The organism is Scandinavium lactucae, assembly GCF_033843265.1.
Taxonomy (GTDB): domain Bacteria; phylum Pseudomonadota; class Gammaproteobacteria; order Enterobacterales; family Enterobacteriaceae; genus Scandinavium; species Scandinavium lactucae.
The window spans coordinates 218,026-234,713 of record NZ_JAWXRD010000030.1 but is presented as its reverse complement, the minus strand read 5'-3'; the positions used below and the strand labels follow the sequence as shown (position 1 = coordinate 234,713).

Sequence of the window (16,688 nt, the reverse complement as noted above, 5' to 3'; positions counted from 1 at the left end):
ATAAATTTAGTCATTAAAAAAGGCAGCCATTTGGCTGCCTTTAACATTTCAGTGAACCCGCGAGGATTAATCCTGCTGGGAAGACTGGATCGCGGTCAGAGCGATGGTGTAGACGATGTCGTCTACCAGCGCGCCACGAGACAGGTCGTTCACTGGTTTGCGCATACCTTGCAGCATTGGCCCGATGGAGATCAGGTCTGCTGAACGCTGTACCGCTTTGTAGGTGGTGTTACCGGTGTTCAGATCAGGGAAGATGAACACGGTAGCGCGACCTGCAACCGGCGAGTTCGGCGCTTTGGATTTCGCAACGTCAGCCATCACGGCGGCGTCATACTGCAGCGGGCCATCGATAACCAGGTCCGGACGTTTTTCCTGCGCGATACGGGTGGCTTCACGCACTTTCTCAACGTCGCTGCCCTGGCCGGAGGTGCCGGTGGAGTAGGAGAGCATCGCCACGCGTGGGTCGATACCGAATGCAGCCGCAGAATCTGCAGACTGGATAGCGATTTCGGCCAGCTGTTCAGCGGTCGGATCCGGGTTGATCGCACAGTCACCGTAAACGTAAACCTGTTCCGGCAGCAGCATGAAGAACACAGAAGAAACCAGCGAACTGTTCGGTGCGGTTTTGATCAGCTGCAGCGGTGGACGGATGGTATTGGCAGTGGTGTGAACCGCGCCAGAAACCAGACCGTCAACTTCGTCCTGCTCGAGCATCATAGTGCCAAGTACGACGTTGTCTTCCAGCTGTTCGCGAGCGACGGCTTCGGTCATGCCCTTGCTCTTACGCAGTTCGACCAGGCGAGCTACGTAGCTTTCACGTACCACATCAGGATCGACGATTTCGATGCCAGCGCCCAGTTCAACACCCTGGTCTGCTGCAACGCGGTTAATGGCTTCTGGATTACCCAGCAGCACACAGGTTGCGATGCCGCGTTCTGCACAGATGGCAGCCGCTTTCACGGTACGCGGTTCGTCGCCTTCTGGCAGAACCACGCGTTTGCCGGCTTTACGCGCCAGCTCGGTCAGCTGGTAGCGGAAGGCTGGCGGAGACAGACGACGGCTGCGCTCGGAGGTCGCGGTCAGGGACTCGATCCAACTAGCATCGATGTGGCTGGCCACATACTCCTGCACTTTTTCGATACGCGCGTGGTCGTCAGCCGGCACTTCAAGGTTGAAGCTCTGCAGGCTGAGGGAGGTCTGCCAGGTGTTGGTGTTTACCATGAATACCGGCAGGCCAGTCGCAAACGCACGTTCACACAGCTTGCTCACGCGTGCATCCATTTCGTAAGCACCGGTCAGCAGAATAGCGCCGATCTCAACGCCGTTCATCGCTGCCAGGCACGCGGCAACCAGCACGTCAGGACGGTCAGCAGAGGTCACCAGCAGGGAACCTGCACGGAAGTGTTCCAGCATGTGCGGAATGCTACGCGCACAGAAGGTCACAGACTTCACACGACGGGTGTTGATGTCACCTTCGTTAACGATGGTGGCATTCAGGTGACGCGCCATGTCGATGGCACGGGTCGCAATCAGGTCGAAGCTCCATGGCACCGCGCCGAGCATTGGCAGCGGGCTGGAGGCAGCGAGTTCTGCCGGATCGATTTTCACGACTTTCGCACGGGAAGAGTCATCGAAAATTTCAGACAGGTCAGGACGAGTACGGCCCTGATCATCAACCGGTGCGTTCAGTTTGTTAACGATAACGCCGGTGATGTTGGTGTTTTTCGCGCCGCCGAAGCTGCTGCGGGTCAGTTCGATGCGTTCTTTCAGCTGTTCCTGAGTGTCGGTGCCCTGAGACATCACGAACACGATTTCCGCGTTCAGGGTCTTGGCAATCTCGTAGTTCAGGGAGGTCGCGAACTGATGCTTACGGGTTGGGACCAGGCCTTCAACCAGCACTACTTCAGCATCCTGAGCGTTAGCGTGGTAGTTGGCGATGATCTCTTCCATCAGCACGTCTTTCTGGTTGCTGGAGAGCAGAGACTCAACGTGGCTCATCTTCAGCGGTTCAGCCGCTGGCAGATTGGAGTTAGCACGGACGATAGTCGTGGTCTGGTCTGGCGCATCGCCACCAGCACGCGGCTGCGCGATTGGCTTAAAGACGCTCAGACGAACGCCTTTGCGTTCCATAGCTCGGATAACGCCAAGGCTGACGCTGGTCAGGCCGACGCTGGTTCCGGTAGGGATCAGCATAATTGTACGGGACACGGTTTATCCTCTTTCGTTACCGCCAAGGGTTGGCGGGTGACAAAACAGCACCGCCAGCTAGGCTGGCGGTGTGGAATCAGGCAGTCAGACGAGCTGCGTCTTGTGCGATAACCAATTCTTCATTGGTCGGAATGACCAGGGCAGGGCGGGTGCCTTCTTTGTTGATGAAGCCAGACTTGCCGAAGCGGGCAGCCAGGTTGCGCTCATGATCAACGTCGAAGCCCAGAACGCCCAGTTTACTCAGGGACAGTTCGCGAACCATTGCGGCGTTTTCGCCGATACCACCGGTGAACACGACTGCGTCCAGACGACCATCCATCAGCGCGGTGTAAGAACCGATGTATTTCGCCAGACGGTGGCAGTAAACGTCCATTGCACGTTTAGCGTCAGCTTTGGTTTCGTAGTTGTCTTCAACATAACGGCAGTCGCTGGTGACTTCGGTCAGGCCCAGCAGGCCAGACTCTTTGGTCAGCATTTTGTTGATAGCATCAACGCTCATGCCCAGGGTGTCGTGCAGATGGAAGATGATAGCCGGATCGATGTCACCAGAACGGGTGCCCATTACCAGGCCTTCCAGCGGGGTCAGACCCATGGAGGTATCAACACATTCGCCGTTACGAATAGCAGAAACGGAACCACCGTTGCCCAAGTGGCAAGTGATGATGTTCAGTTCTTCAACCGGTTTGTTCAGAACTTTAGCGGCTTCCTGAGTCACGAAGAAGTGGCTGGTGCCGTGTGCGCCGTAGCGACGAACGCCGTGTTCTTTGTACAGGCTGTATGGGAGAGCATACAGGTATGATTCTTCTGGCATGGTCTGATGGAACGCGGTGTCGAAGACAGCGACGTTTTTGTCCTTCAGATTCGGGAAGGATTTCAGCGCTTCCGCGATACCAATCAGGTGCGCAGGGTTGTGCAGCGGTGCAAAAGAGGCTGCATCTTTGATACCCTGAATAACGGAATCGTCGATAACCACGGAGCCAGTGTACTTCTCGCCGCCGTGAACAACACGGTGGCCGATGGCAGTCAGCTGGGCTGACAGTTCTGGTTTTTGTGCCAGAATAGTGTTAACGATAAAGTTAAGCGCTTCACTGTGAGCGGCGCCTGCACCTAAAGCCGCTTCTTGTTTGCCGCCATCCATTTTCCACTTGATACGTGCTTCTGGGAGATGGAAACATTCGGCTAAACCAGAGAGGTATTCTTCACCGTTTACCGCATCAATAACGGCGAATTTCAGTGAGGAGCTACCGCAGTTCAGAACCAGTACTAACTTACTCGACATGGAAGTACCTATTAATCTTATGTGGCTAAAAAAACGTCAGTGAGTCAAAGAGCGTAGCGCATGATGACGCTGACATTTATGATTAACATCATGCCTGATACATTTTCTGGCATGACGAAGAAAAATCGGGTGTTTCAGGATTCAGTTTTGCACAATTTTCATCCAATGGAAGAATGTGCAATAATTTGACGAATCACGAGAACGGGTCTACGCCCATCTCAGGCCGCACAGGATACCTGAATGCCGCCGTTATTGCCAAAATGTTTTGAACGTTGTCATGCATAGTTGTTGTTTTGCACGAAATTTTGATTTTTTATCTGTGAAGTTGAGGTAACGCCATGTCGACACCCGAGAACCGCCCGGTTAACTTTTTGAGTTTGTTTGGCCGTGGGCAGCATTACGCTAAGACGTGGCCGTTAGAAAAGCGCCTTGCTCCCGTGTTTGTTGAGAACCGCGTGATCCGCGCCACGCGCTATGCCATTCGCATTATGCCCCCGCTGGCAGTATTTACACTGTGCTGGCAAATCGCCCTTGGCGGCCAGCTTGGCCCAGCCGTCGCGACCGCGCTGTTTGCGCTGAGTCTGCCGATGCAGGGCATGTGGTGGCTTGGTAAACGTTCGGTGACGCCTTTACCGCCGACCATTCTGAGTTGGTTCTATGAAGTACGCGGAAAATTGCAGGAGTCCGGCCAGGCGCTGACCCCGGTGGAAGGCAAACCGGATTATCAGGCATTAGCTGACACGCTTAAGCGCGCCTTCAAACAACTGGATAAAACTTTCCTTGATGATTTGTAATTAACCATCAAAAACGCATATAAAAGAGGGCATACAGTTTGTAAGCCCTCTTTTTTCTTGCCGTAAGTGCAACAGGAGTCGAAAAATGGAAATGACCAACGCGCAACGTCTGATTTTGTCTAATCAGTACAAAATGATGACCATGATGGATCCCGACAACGCAGAGCGCTATCGCCGCCTGCAAACCATCATCGAGCGTGGCTATGGCCTGCAAATGCGCGAGCTGGACCGCGAATTCGGCCAACTGACCGAAGAAACCTGCCGCACTATCATCGATATCATGGAGATGTACCACGCTCTGCACGTGTCCTGGACCAACCAGAAAGACGCCAATACCATTGATGAACGCCGTGTCACCTTCCTCGGTTTCGACGCTGCAACGGAAGCTCGTTATCTTGGCTACGTGCGCTTTATGGTCAACACCGAAGGCCGTTATACCCATTTTGATGCGGGCACCCACGGCTTCAACGCGCAGACCCCAATGTGGGAAAAATACCAGCGTATGCTGGGCGCATGGCACGCATGCCCGCGTCAGTATCATCTGAGCAGCAACGAAATTAATCAGATTATCAACGCCTGATGGAGGCCGCCGTGCAGTGCAAAGGCTTTTTGTTTGACCTCGATGGGACGCTGGTCGATTCACTGCCAGTGGTGGAGCGCTCCTGGTGTCGCTGGGCCGATCGCCATGACCTGAGCCATGACGAGGTGCTGAATTTCATTCATGGTAAACAGGCGATTACCTCGCTGCGTCACTTCCTCGCGACTAAAACCGAGGCAGAGATCCAGGCTGAATTTGCCTGGCTTGAGCAGGTTGAAGCGCAGGATCTGGAAGGGGTAACCGCCTTGCCAGGTGCCGTCGCGCTGCTTAATCATCTGGATGAGTCAGGGATCCCGTGGGCTATTGTGACCTCGGGTACGGTGCCTATCGCCCATGCCCGGCATCGTGCGGCGGGTTTGCCGGAAGCAAAAGTGTTTGTGACCGCCGAGCAGGTCAAGCGCGGCAAGCCGGAGCCGGATGCGTATCTGCTCGGGGCTAAGCTTTTAGGGTTTGCCCCTGCGGAATGTGCGGTGGTTGAAGATGCCGCTGCTGGCATGTTGTCGGGTCTGGCGGCGGGCTGTCATGTCATCGCCGTTAACGTTCCTGCCGATGCACCGCGCCTGAACGAGGCGGATTACGTGCTCACCACTCTGGAAGCGCTGGACGTCACCCGGCAGCCTGACGGGAATGTTGCCGTACGCCTGAAAGACTAAATGCATGATATAGCCTCGCTTCGGCGGGGCTTTTTTATGCCAGACTACTCACTCTCTCTTCTGACAAGGACATGTTATGAACGGTGAACTGATTTGGGTACTGTGCCTGCTGGCGGTGGCAGTGCTGCTGTTTGCCACTGGCAAAGTGCGCATGGATGCCGTCGCCTTGCTGGTTATTGTTGCCTTCGTGCTTAGCGGCACGCTCTCCTTAAGCGAAGCCTTTTCCGGCTTTAGCGATCCGAACGTTATCCTCATCGCCGCGCTATTTATCATCGGCGACGGGTTGGTGCGCACCGGGGTCGCCACCAGCATGGGCACGTGGCTGGTCAAAGTGGCGGGTAACAGCGAAATCAAAATGCTGGTATTCCTGATGCTGACGGTGGCAGGGCTCGGGGCGTTCATGAGTTCGACCGGCGTGGTCGCGATCTTCATTCCGGTGGTGCTGAGCGTGTGTATGCGGATGAACACCTCGCCGTCGCGACTGATGATGCCGTTGAGCTTTGCCGGGCTTATCAGCGGCATGATGACTCTGGTCGCCACCCCGCCGAATCTGGTTATTAACAGCGAACTGTTGCGCGAAGGGCTCGACGGATTCAGCTTTTTCAGCGTGACGCCGATTGGTCTGGTGGTGCTGGTGCTGGGGATCGGCTACATGCTGCTGATGCGCTTTATGCTGCCGGGCAATGAAGACCCGCTCAAGACGGATAAGCGTCGCACCTTCCGCGATCTAATTAAAGAATACCGTCTGAACGGCCGGGCGCGCCGTCTGGCAATTCGCCCGGGTTCACCGTTGATTGGTCAGCGTCTGGACGATCTCAAGCTGCGCGAGAAGTACGGTGCTAACGTGATAGGCGTGGAGCGCTGGCGGCGTTTTCGTCGGGTGATCGTCAACGTGAACGGTGTCTCGGAATTCCATGCGCGTGACGTTCTGTTGATTGATATGTCTTCCGCAGACGTTGATCTGCGCCAGTTCTGTAGTGAACAGTTGCTAGAGCCGATGGTGCTGCGCGGAGAGTATTTCTCCGATCAGGCGCTGGATGTGGGAATGGCCGAGGTATCGCTTATCCCTGATTCGGAGCTGGTGGGTAAAACGGTGCGTGAAATGGAGTTTCGCAGCCGTTTTGGCCTGAACGTAGTGGGGATGAAACGCGACGGTAAAGCGGTAGAGGGTTCAGTGGTGGATTTGGCTATCGAGCTTGGTGACATCCTGCTGGTGGTCGGCAACTGGAAGCAGATAGCGCTACTTTCCCAGCGCGGGCGTGATGTCGTGGTGCTCAACATGCCGATTGAAGTTAACGACGCTTCCCCGGCCCATAGCCAGGCACCCCATGCGATATTTTGCCTGGTGCTGATGGTGGCGCTGATGCTGACCGATGAAATTCCTAACCCGATTGCCGCCATTATTGCCTGTCTGCTGATGGGCAAATTCCGCTGTATCAATGCCGAAAGTGCCTATAAAGCCATCCACTGGCCGAGTATTATTCTCATCGTTGGGATGATGCCGTTTGCACATGCGTTGCAAAAAACCGGTGGCGTCGATTTGGTGGTGAAAGGGCTGATGGAAGTCGGCGGCGCGCAGGGGCCTTACCTGATGCTGATTTGTCTGTTCGTGATGTGCGCCACGATTGGCCTGTTTATTTCCAATACGGCGACTGCGGTACTGATGGCCCCGATCGCGCTGGCAGCCGCCAAATCAATGGGCGTGTCGCCATATCCGTTCGCAATGATGGTCGCCATGGCCGCTTCGGCTGCGTTTATGACCCCGGTGTCGTCGCCGGTGAACACCCTGGTGCTAGGGCCAGGAAAATACACCTTCAGCGATTTCGTGAAGATTGGCGTGCCGTTTACCGTGCTGGTAATGGCGGTGTGCGTGGTGCTGATCCCGGTGCTGTTCCCGTTTTAATTTGTGTCCCCGGCGATGCGAGCGCTACAGGTTTAGGCACTGCAAGCGACGCGCCGCCGGGCAGCTCAAAAGTTAAAGCGGCGAGTCCTGGCTTATCTCATCCAGTGACAGCTGGAAACTTGGCACAAACACCTGCATGAAATAATCCATCTCCGGGCTGCGACGTGATTCGAGGGTTTTTTCCAGTCGTCCCTTTGCCAGCAGAAATTCGTTGTTTCCCGCCGACAGCTCTTCCAGACATTTCAGATACGCACACAGCGCATCGGCCTGTTTCACCAGCAGCCTTTCTTCTTCGCTGTACTGATGCTCATCGATCAGCGGGGCAAAGATATCGCGCAGTTCTTCCGGCACCATATCAACCAATTTCTGCTGAGCAATTTTTTCGATAGCTTTATATTCCTGGGCAATCTGCGAATTGAAATATTTCACCGGTGTTGGCAGGTCGCCGGTCAGCACTTCTGAAGCGTCGTGATACATCGCCAGCAAGGCAATACGTTCCGCGTTCACGTTACCATTGAACTTGCGGTTTTTAATCGCCGCCAGGGCGTGAGCGACCATGGCCACCTGCAAACTGTGTTCGGAGACGTTCTCGGTGCGCACGTTGCGCATCAGCGGCCAGCGGTTGATTAACTTTAGACGGGAAAGGTGGGCAAAGAAATGGCTCTGGCTCATGGGGTTCCTTGGTGCGTAACAGCAGGTCACCCATTGTGCGCTGAGTTGACCGCCGGATGCAAACCCCGGCGGTCGGCGGCGTTAGGCCTGGCGGTAGCCCGACAGGAAGCGGCCAAAGCGTGAGATAGACATTTCAAGGTCATCCAGACGAGGCAGGGTAACGATACGCACGTGATCCGGCCATGGCCAGTTGAAGGCCGTGCCCTGAACCAGCAGCACTTTTTCTTGCAGCAGGAAATCGAGCACCATTTTCTGGTCGTCGTGAATGTTAAAACGCTTGCTGTCGATCTTCGGGAACATGTACAGCGCGCCGTTCGGCTTCACGCAGCTCACGCCTGGAATGTCGTTGATCAGCTCCCACGCGCGATTACGCTGTTCGTACAACCGTCCGCCCGGCGCGATAAATTCGCTGATGCTTTGATAGCCGCCGAGTGCGGTCTGGATCGCGTGCTGAGCCGGTACGTTGGCGCATAAACGCATAGAGGCCAGCATTTCCAGACCTTCGATATAGCCTTTTGCGTGTTTCTTCGGCCCGTTCAGCACCATCCAGCCCTGACGGAAGCCCGCAACGCGATAGGTTTTGGACAGGCCATTAAAGGTGACGGTCAGCAGATCGGGAGCCAGGGCGGCAATCGAATGATGCTGGGCTTCGTCATACAGAATCTTGTCGTAGATTTCGTCGGCAAAAATAATCAGGTTGTTCTGACGAGCGATTTCGACGATTTCCAGCAGCAGCTCTTTGGAGTACACCGCGCCGGTCGGGTTATTCGGGTTAATGATCACAATCCCACGGGTGCGCGGGGTGATTTTGCTGCGAATGTCGTCCAGGTCAGGGAACCAGCCAGCCGATTCATCACAAAGATAATGCACCGCTTTTCCGCTCGAGAGCGAGACTGCCGCTGTCCACAGCGGGTAATCCGGAGCCGGAACCAGCATTTCATCGCCGCTGTTAAGCAGCGCCTGCATTGCCTGGACGATAAGCTCAGACACACCGTTGCCGATGTAGATGTCTTCCACCGTCACGTCGCGCATTTCACGCGCCTGGTAGTGCTGCATGATGGCCTTGCGTGCCGAATACAGGCCTTTGGAATCGCAGTAGCCTTGGGCGGTTGGAAGATTGCGGATGACATCGACGAGAATTTCGTCAGGCGCATCAAAACCGAACGGAGCAGGGTTGCCAATGTTCAGCTTAAGAACCTTGTTGCCTTCTTCTTCAAGACGCTTAGCTTCTTTAAGTACCGGGCCACGGATGTCGTAACAGACATTCTCTAATTTGCTGGATTTTTCGATGGGGGACATGAATCTTGACCTTTTCGCTAGTTCGCCACTCCCTGCCGTGGAAGTCAGCACGGAATAAGGTACTCCCCATCCGGGGTATTTTGAAGGGTTGGCAGGACAATATTTTGCACAATAGATGATGAATATGCGATCTGTTTGTCTGGCAATGGGCCGCTTCGTCTGCCTAAATCACCATGTTTGTGATGAGGTGTGGTGATAAATGTCGTTATTTATGGCTGAGTGTGAATTATTAACTAAAGTAAATTCTGTGGCCGACAACTCTACTGTTTGGCTCATTGGGTCGTGTGGTGAAAAATGAGATGCTGTAAGGTCGCCTGCTGCTATCGTTTGCATGATACTTATTACGGCTGACTGTGAACGCATTGTTAAGTTTTGTTAATGAAATCATATTTAAACAATTCTAATTTTTCATTAATTGCAAAGTTATCTCTTCTGTTTGTTAATTTATTCCAGAATAGCCAATTTCTATTAAAAAATTATGTAAGATAAAGCTTAATAACACTTATAAGTATAATGTTTTTACGGTAGGATACCCCGGACAGCATGCTCAGCTATCTTGCGTAAAGTGATGATTTAGCTTGCTAAAACAATATAACCTTTTGTTATTACTTGTATTTTTGTCAGATCGGAACCCTGTTTCAAATTTGACATTATTACTGACTGTGCTTCATCAACTCAGAATGAAAGTAACAGTTTTTTTTGAAAGATCTCACATAAAGCACCTGAAATAATTAACTCATTTTCAGGTGTAAGCAAAACCGGGCAGGTCAGCACAAGCAACCTGTAAGTGAATAAATATGATTAACGCAAATCGTCCGATATTAAATCTCGATCTCGATCTGCTGAGAACGTTCGTTGCAGTCGCTGATCTGAACACTTTTGCCGCTGCGGCGGTTGCCGTATGCCGGACTCAGTCGGCGGTAAGCCAGCAAATGCAGCGACTTGAACAGTTGGTCGGCAAAGAGCTATTCGCTCGTCACGGGCGTAATAAACTGCTCACCGAACACGGTATTCAGCTGTTGGGCTATGCCCGTAAAATTTTACGCTTCAATGATGAAGCCTGTACCTCGCTGATGTTTAGCTCGTTGCAGGGGATGTTGACTATCGGCTCGTCTGACGAATCTGCCGATACGATCCTGCCTTTTCTGCTCAATCGCATCGCTTCGGTGTATCCGAAACTGGCGCTTGATGTCCGGGTTAAACGTCATGCTGAAATGGGTGACATGCTCCAGACCGGCGAAGTGGATTTGGTGTTAACCACGCATCGTCTGGTGCAGTTCGAATCGATTTCATTGCGCGTCTCGCCAACGCTCTGGTATTGCGCGGCGGATTACCTGCTGCCCCCTGGCGAAGCGGTCCCGTTGGTGCTGCTCGACGATCCCAGCCCATTCCGCGACATGATTATTGATACCCTGAATGCAGCGCATATACCGTGGCGTCTGGCCTATGTTGCCTCAACGCTTTCTGCGGTGCGTGCGGCGGTAAAAGCGGGATTAGGCGTTACGGCGCGACCGGTAGAGATGATGAGCCCCGAACTGCGCGTATTGGGTAAAAGTGACGGTTTACCGCAATTGCCTGACACCGAGTATCTCTTAACGTGCAACAGCCAGAATTCGAATGAGCTGGTGCAGGCCATTTTTCAGTCTCTCGACAGTGTCAATAATCCCTGGTATCAGTACGGGGTGTATACCTCCGAAGGGGGAGACGATACCCTTATTGCTGAGAAGGATTTAGAGTAAGCAAGCTGTCGCAATCTGGTAACAATTTGTAAGTGTAAAAAAAGGCCGCTGATGCATAAATTATGCTCTGCGGCCTTTTTTTTGAACAAAGAGCAATCACCTTTATTGGTAGTCTGCCTATTATTTTTGTTTTTCAATGAGTTAATCTTAACCCGTCATATTTTGCCTTTCTTTACCCTGACAACTTCCCACTTCCTGCTAATGTTAAAAAAACGGCTGTATTGTTGCCGTTTTTCAGTGTGAATTAACAAAAGCGTGTCTCAGATCAAGAAAATACTCCCCAATGGGGGGAGGAATCGCAGGCGATTCCTGTCAAAATAGCAGGGTAATTCGTGTTTAAGCCTCAGACGGACACGATTCACCAACCGTAAATCCTCACTGTTTTTTCGCGTCGAAAAGGCTAAAGGGCATTTAATGTTAATGAAAGGTGTTCGGTGTAAATTAATGTGAGGAAACTTTTGTTAAAGTTGACAAAAGGTTATAGAAAGGAGTAAAAAACCACATCATTTAGACGTTTAAGCCTATTTGTGGCACACTTTTTGTGGTTTTTTAATTCCTCCCCATGAATCATGTGGCGTTCATCTGCCTGCCAGAGCAGAGTTCAGCGCTACTTATTTTGGTTAAGCAATGCGTATGTCAACATCCACTGAAGTCATCGCTCATCACTGGGCATTCGCTATATTTCTCATCATTGCCATCGGCCTCTGCTGTCTGATGCTTGTTGGCGGTTGGTATCTCGGCGGTCGCGCACGCGCGCGTAGCAAGAACACCCCGTTCGAGTCGGGTATCGACTCTGTGGGCACAGCTCGCTTACGTCTCTCGGCGAAGTTCTACCTGGTCGCCATGTTCTTCGTCATCTTCGACGTGGAAGCCCTTTACCTTTACGCATGGTCTACGTCGATTCGCGAAAGCGGATGGGTGGGCTTTGTGGAAGCCGCAATTTTCATTTTAGTGTTACTGGCAGGCCTGGTTTACCTCGTCCGCATCGGCGCACTGGACTGGACGCCTGCGCGTTCCCGTCGCACGCTGGTCAACCCGGAAACCGACAGTACTACTAATCGTCATACGCAGTAAAAGCGAGGCAATAAGATGGATTATACGCTCACCCGCATAGATCCTAACGGTGAGAACGACCGTTACCCCCTGCAGAAACAGGAGATCGTAACCGACCCTCTTGAGCAGGAAGTAAACAAAAGCGTGTACATGGGCAAGCTCGAGCATGCCCTGCATGACATGGTCAACTGGGGTCGCAAGAACTCAATCTGGCCTTACAACTTCGGCCTTTCCTGCTGCTACGTTGAAATGGTGACGTCATTCACTGCGGTGCATGACGTTGCGCGTTTTGGCGCAGAGGTACTGCGTGCTTCCCCGCGTCAGGCCGATCTGATGGTCGTGGCAGGAACCTGCTTCACCAAAATGGCCCCGGTTATTCAGCGCCTGTACGATCAGATGCTGGAGCCGAAGTGGGTTATTTCCATGGGTGCCTGTGCAAACTCTGGCGGCATGTACGACATTTACTCTGTTGTGCAGGGCGTCGATAAGTTTATCCCGGTCGATGTTTACATCCCTGGCTGCCCGCCGCGTCCGGAAGCCTACATGCAGGCTCTGATGCTGCTGCAGGAATCCATCGGTAAAGAACGTCGTCCGCTCTCCTGGGTGGTTGGCGATCAGGGCGTGTATCGCGCCAATATGCAATCTGAGCGCGAGCGTAAACGCGGCGAACGTATTGCTGTGACGAATCTGCGGTCACCCGACGAGATTTAACTTTGCGCCTGTGGGCAGTGGACTAAGCCTTCGCATATCAAAATTAATAGCGCGGAGCCACGCCCAACAGTCACCACGGAACTTTTGCAATGGTGAACAATATGACCGATTTAACCGCGCATGAAGCCGCCGCATGGCAGACCCGGGATCATCTCGACGACCCGGTGATTGGCGAACTGCGCAACCGTTTTGGGCCGGATGCCTTTACCGTTCAGCCGACCCGCACCGGGGTACCTGTTGTTTGGGTTAAGCGTGAACAGTTACTGGAAGTGGTCGATTTCCTCAAGAAATTGCCGAAACCTTACGTCATGCTGTTTGATTTACACGGCATGGACGAGCGTCTGCGCACTCACCGTGACGGGTTACCCGCCGCGGATTTTTCCGTTTTCTACCATCTGATTTCTATCGACCGCAACCGCGACATCATGCTCAAGGTGGCGTTGTCTGAGAACGATCTGAATGTGCCGACGCTGACCAAACTCTTCCCGAACGCCAACTGGTATGAGCGTGAAACCTGGGAAATGTTTGGCATCAACATCCAGGGCCACCCGAATCTGCGTCGCATCATGATGCCGGATACCTGGGAAGGGCACCCGCTGCGTAAAGACTACCCTGCGCGCGCCACCGAATTCGATCCGTTTGAGCTGACCAAAGCTAAACAGGATCTGGAGATGGAAGCACTGACCTTCAAGCCGGAAGAGTGGGGCATGAAGCGCAGCAGCGAGAACGAGGACTTCATGTTCCTCAACCTCGGTCCTAACCACCCATCCGCACACGGTGCGTTCCGTATCATCCTGCAGCTGGATGGCGAAGAAATCGTCGACTGCGTGCCTGATATCGGCTATCACCACCGTGGTGCTGAGAAAATGGGCGAGCGTCAGTCCTGGCACAGCTACATTCCGTACACTGACCGTATCGAGTATCTCGGCGGCTGCGTGAACGAAATGCCATACGTGCTGGCAGTTGAAAAACTGGCAGGCATTAAAGTGCCTGAGCGCGTCGACGTTATCCGCGTCATGCTCTCTGAGCTGTTCCGTATCAACAGCCACCTGCTGTACATCTCGACCTTCATTCAGGACGTCGGTGCCATGACGCCGGTATTCTTCGCCTTTACCGACCGTCAGAAAATCTACGATCTGGTCGAAGCGATCACCGGTTTCCGTATGCACCCGGCGTGGTTCCGCATCGGCGGCGTCGCGCACGACCTGCCGCGTGGCTGGGATCGTCTGCTGCGTGAATTCCTCGACTGGATGCCGAAACGTCTGGCGTCTTACGAGAAAGCCGCGCTGCGTAACTCCATTCTGAAAGGTCGTTCTCAGGGCGTTGCCGCTTACACCGCGAAAGAAGCGCTGGAGTGGGGCACCACGGGGGCTGGCCTGCGTGCTACCGGGATCGACTTCGATATCCGTAAGGCGCGTCCGTACTCTGGTTATGAAAACTTCGACTTCGAAATCCCGGTGGGCGGTGGTGTATCCGACTGCTACACCCGCGTGATGCTGAAGGTGGAAGAGCTGCGCCAGAGCCTGCGCATTCTTGAGCAGTGTCTGAAGAACATGCCGGAAGGCCCGTTCAAAGCGGATCACCCGCTGACCACGCCGCCACCGAAAGAGCGCACGCTGCAGCATATCGAAACCCTGATCACTCACTTCCTGCAGGTTTCCTGGGGACCGGTTATGCCGGCCAACGAATCCTTCCAGATGATTGAGGCGACCAAGGGCATCAACAGTTACTACCTGACAAGCGACGGCAGCACCATGAGCTACCGCACCCGTATCCGTACGCCGAGCTATGCGCACCTGCAGCAGATCCCGGCGGCGATCCGCGGAAGCCTGGTATCCGACCTGATCGTTTATCTGGGTAGTATCGATTTTGTTATGTCAGATGTGGACCGCTAATTATGCACGAGAATCAACAACCACAAACCGAGGCTTTTGAGCTGAGTGCGGCCGAGCGTGACGCTATCGAGCACGAAAAGCATCACTACGAAGACCCGCGTGCGGCGTCCATTGAAGCGCTGAAGATTGTTCAGAAACAGCGCGGCTGGGTGCCGGATGGGGCGATTTATGCCATCGCCGACGTGCTGGGTATCCCGGCAAGCGATGTCGAAGGCGTGGCCACGTTCTACAGCCAAATCTTCCGTCAGCCGGTAGGTCGCCACGTGATCCGCTACTGCGACAGCGTGGTGTGCCATATCACGGGTTATCAGGGCATTCAGTCCGCTATCGAAGCGAAGCTGAATATCAAGCCGGGCCAGACCACTTTTGATGGTCGATTCACCCTGCTGCCAACCTGCTGTCTGGGCAACTGCGACAAGGGGCCGACCATGATGATTGATGAGGACACTCACAGCCATCTGACGCCGGAAGCGATTCCTGACCTGCTGGAGCAGTACAAATAATGAAAGATATTATCCTGACTCCTGAGACGCATCCGCTGACCTGGCGTCTGCGCGAGGATAAACAGCCGGTCTGGCTTGACGAATATCAGGCGAAAAATGGCTACGCCGGGGCGCGTAAAGCGCTCGGTGGCATGGCACCTGACGACATCGTCAATCAGGTCAAAGACGCCGGGCTGAAAGGCCGTGGCGGCGCGGGCTTCTCTACCGGTTTGAAGTGGAGCCTGATGCCGAAAGACGAATCCATGAACATCCGTTACCTGCTGTGTAACGCCGATGAAATGGAGCCGGGCACCTATAAAGACCGCCTGCTGATGGAACAGCTGCCGCACCTGCTGGTGGAGGGCATGCTGATTTCGGCGTTCGCGCTGAAAGCCTATCGCGGTTACATCTTCCTGCGTGGCGAATATATCGAAGCGGCGGTTCACCTGCGTCGTGCGATTGCCGAAGCGACTGAAGCCGGTCTGCTCGGGAAAAACATTCTCGGTTCCGGTTTCGACTTCGAACTGATCGTGCACACCGGTGCAGGGCGTTACATCTGCGGGGAAGAAACCGCGCTGATTAACTCCCTTGAAGGCCGCCGTGCCAACCCGCGTTCCAAGCCGCCGTTCCCGGCGAGCTCCGGCGTGTGGGGTAAGCCGACCTGCGTCAACAACGTAGAAACCCTGTGCAACGTCCCGGCCATCCTCGCCAACGGCGTGGAGTGGTACCAGAACATCTCGAAAAGCAAAGATGCGGGCACCAAGCTGATGGGCTTCTCTGGCCGCGTGAAGAATCCAGGCGTCTGGGAGCTGCCGTTTGGCACCACCGCGCGTGAAATTCTGGAAGATTACGCGGGCGGTATGCGCGATGGCTTTAAATTTAAAGCCTGGCAGCCGGGCGGGGCAGGGACCGACTTCCTGACCGAAGCGCACCTCGACTTACCGATGGAATTTGAAAGCATCGGCAAAGCGGGTAGCCGTCTGGGTACTGCGCTGGCGATGGCCGTTGACCATGAAATTGGCATGGTGGGTCTGGTGCGTAACCTCGAAGAGTTCTTCGCCCGCGAATCCTGCGGCTGGTGTACGCCCTGCCGTGATGGTCTGCCGTGGAGCGTAAAAATTCTGCGTGCTATCGAGCGTGGTGAAGGCCAGCCGGGCGATATCGAGACACTTGAGCAACTGTGTCGATTCCTCGGGCCGGGCAAGACCTTCTGTGCGCATGCGCCAGGCGCGGTCGAGCCGCTGCAGAGCGCGATTAAGTATTTCCGCGACGAATTCGAAGCAGGCATCAAGCAGCCGAGCAGTAATACCCACGCGATTGGTGGTATTCAGCCTAACCTGCTTAAAGCACGCTGGTAACGACCTAAGAATTTTGATTAACGCCCCGTTTCGATGGGGCCAAC

General features: G+C 54.0%; 14 protein-coding genes. 10 read left to right on the top strand and 4 right to left on the bottom strand.

The genetic code is table 11. The features are described 5' to 3' along the window. Positions 1-66: 66 nt before the first annotated feature. Together pta and ackA are read right to left on the bottom strand one after the other, a co-directional pair. Positions 67-2,208 carry a phosphate acetyltransferase gene (gene pta / locus SIK69_RS13115; protein ID WP_319628832.1) on the bottom strand — a complete coding sequence of 714 codons (2,142 nt, stop codon included), beginning with the start codon at positions 2,206-2,208 and terminating at the stop codon, positions 67-69. 76 nt (positions 2,209-2,284) lie between these two features. Continuing rightward, positions 2,285-3,487 (bottom strand): acetate kinase, encoded by a 1,203-nt coding sequence (gene ackA / locus SIK69_RS13110; protein WP_319628833.1) that lies wholly within the window; start codon positions 3,485-3,487, stop codon positions 2,285-2,287. A 338-nt stretch (positions 3,488-3,825) separates the two neighbouring features. On the opposite strand from ackA, the gene yfbV reads away from it, so the two are divergent. The 4 genes from yfbV (at position 3,826) to SIK69_RS13090 (ending at position 7,435) form a co-directional block, all read left to right on the top strand. Further along, positions 3,826-4,281, top strand: a complete 456-nt coding sequence (gene yfbV / locus SIK69_RS13105; protein WP_319628834.1) for a terminus macrodomain insulation protein YfbV — start codon at positions 3,826-3,828, stop codon at positions 4,279-4,281. A gap of 85 nt (positions 4,282-4,366) precedes the next feature. Beyond that, positions 4,367-4,861, top strand: coding sequence for a YfbU family protein (locus SIK69_RS13100; protein WP_319628835.1), 495 nt, complete (start codon positions 4,367-4,369; stop codon positions 4,859-4,861). 11 nt (positions 4,862-4,872) lie between these two features. Next, entirely contained in the window at positions 4,873-5,532 is a 660-nt protein-coding gene (locus tag SIK69_RS13095; protein WP_319786255.1) for a sugar phosphatase, read from the top strand. 76 nt (positions 5,533-5,608) lie between these two features. Further along, positions 5,609-7,435 carry an SLC13 family permease gene (locus SIK69_RS13090; RefSeq protein WP_319786254.1) on the top strand — a complete coding sequence of 609 codons (1,827 nt, stop codon included), beginning with the start codon at positions 5,609-5,611 and terminating at the stop codon, positions 7,433-7,435. Positions 7,436-7,507: 72 nt separating this feature from the next. On the opposite strand, the gene yfbR is transcribed toward SIK69_RS13090, so the two are convergent. Beyond that, entirely contained in the window at positions 7,508-8,107 is a 600-nt protein-coding gene (yfbR, locus tag SIK69_RS13085) for a 5'-deoxynucleotidase (RefSeq protein WP_319628838.1), read from the bottom strand. An 81-nt stretch (positions 8,108-8,188) separates the two neighbouring features. After that, positions 8,189-9,406, bottom strand: a complete 1,218-nt coding sequence (gene alaA / locus SIK69_RS13080) for an alanine transaminase AlaA (protein WP_319786253.1) — start codon at positions 9,404-9,406, stop codon at positions 8,189-8,191. A gap of 797 nt (positions 9,407-10,203) precedes the next feature. Between alaA and lrhA the strand changes: the two genes are divergently transcribed. From lrhA to nuoF, 6 genes are all read left to right on the top strand, one after another. After that, positions 10,204-11,145 (top strand): transcriptional regulator LrhA, encoded by a 942-nt coding sequence (gene lrhA / locus SIK69_RS13075; RefSeq protein ID WP_319628840.1) that lies wholly within the window; start codon positions 10,204-10,206, stop codon positions 11,143-11,145. 627 nt (positions 11,146-11,772) lie between these two features. Beyond that, a complete protein-coding gene (nuoA, locus tag SIK69_RS13070) occupies positions 11,773-12,219 on the top strand; it encodes an NADH-quinone oxidoreductase subunit NuoA (RefSeq protein ID WP_319628841.1) in 447 nt (148 codons plus the stop codon). A 15-nt stretch (positions 12,220-12,234) separates the two neighbouring features. Continuing rightward, positions 12,235-12,909: an NADH-quinone oxidoreductase subunit NuoB gene (gene nuoB / locus SIK69_RS13065; RefSeq protein WP_052284914.1), complete on the top strand. Its 675-nt coding sequence runs from the start codon at positions 12,235-12,237 to the stop codon at positions 12,907-12,909. A gap of 89 nt (positions 12,910-12,998) precedes the next feature. After that, positions 12,999-14,804: an NADH-quinone oxidoreductase subunit C/D gene (nuoC, locus tag SIK69_RS13060; RefSeq protein ID WP_319628842.1), complete on the top strand. Its 1,806-nt coding sequence runs from the start codon at positions 12,999-13,001 to the stop codon at positions 14,802-14,804. Between the two features lie 2 nt (positions 14,805-14,806). Continuing rightward, entirely contained in the window at positions 14,807-15,307 is a 501-nt protein-coding gene (nuoE, locus tag SIK69_RS13055) for an NADH-quinone oxidoreductase subunit NuoE (RefSeq protein WP_319628843.1), read from the top strand. Next, a complete protein-coding gene (gene nuoF, locus SIK69_RS13050) occupies positions 15,307-16,644 on the top strand; it encodes an NADH-quinone oxidoreductase subunit NuoF (RefSeq protein ID WP_319628844.1) in 1,338 nt (445 codons plus the stop codon). Before nuoE ends, nuoF begins: the two co-directional genes overlap by 1 nt. Positions 16,645-16,688 lie beyond the last annotated feature (44 nt).

What these genes read in the sequence shown, in the direction of transcription:
- nuoA (WP_319628841.1), top strand. Translation starts at nt 11,773, where the DNA reads ATGCGTATGTCAACATCCACTGAAGTCATCGCTCATCACTGGGCATTC.
- alaA (WP_319786253.1), bottom strand. Translation starts at nt 9,406, where the DNA reads ATGTCCCCCATCGAAAAATCCAGCAAATTAGAGAATGTCTGTTACGAC.
- SIK69_RS13090 (WP_319786254.1), top strand. Translation starts at nt 5,609, where the DNA reads ATGAACGGTGAACTGATTTGGGTACTGTGCCTGCTGGCGGTGGCAGTG.
- nuoC (WP_319628842.1), top strand. Translation starts at nt 12,999, where the DNA reads ATGGTGAACAATATGACCGATTTAACCGCGCATGAAGCCGCCGCATGG.
- lrhA (WP_319628840.1), top strand. Translation starts at nt 10,204, where the DNA reads ATGATTAACGCAAATCGTCCGATATTAAATCTCGATCTCGATCTGCTG.
- nuoE (WP_319628843.1), top strand. Translation starts at nt 14,807, where the DNA reads ATGCACGAGAATCAACAACCACAAACCGAGGCTTTTGAGCTGAGTGCG.
- nuoF (WP_319628844.1), top strand. Translation starts at nt 15,307, where the DNA reads ATGAAAGATATTATCCTGACTCCTGAGACGCATCCGCTGACCTGGCGT.
- nuoB (WP_052284914.1), top strand. Translation starts at nt 12,235, where the DNA reads ATGGATTATACGCTCACCCGCATAGATCCTAACGGTGAGAACGACCGT.
- ackA (WP_319628833.1), bottom strand. Translation starts at nt 3,487, where the DNA reads ATGTCGAGTAAGTTAGTACTGGTTCTGAACTGCGGTAGCTCCTCACTG.
- yfbR (WP_319628838.1), bottom strand. Translation starts at nt 8,107, where the DNA reads ATGAGCCAGAGCCATTTCTTTGCCCACCTTTCCCGTCTAAAGTTAATC.
- yfbV (WP_319628834.1), top strand. Translation starts at nt 3,826, where the DNA reads ATGTCGACACCCGAGAACCGCCCGGTTAACTTTTTGAGTTTGTTTGGC.
- SIK69_RS13100 (WP_319628835.1), top strand. Translation starts at nt 4,367, where the DNA reads ATGGAAATGACCAACGCGCAACGTCTGATTTTGTCTAATCAGTACAAA.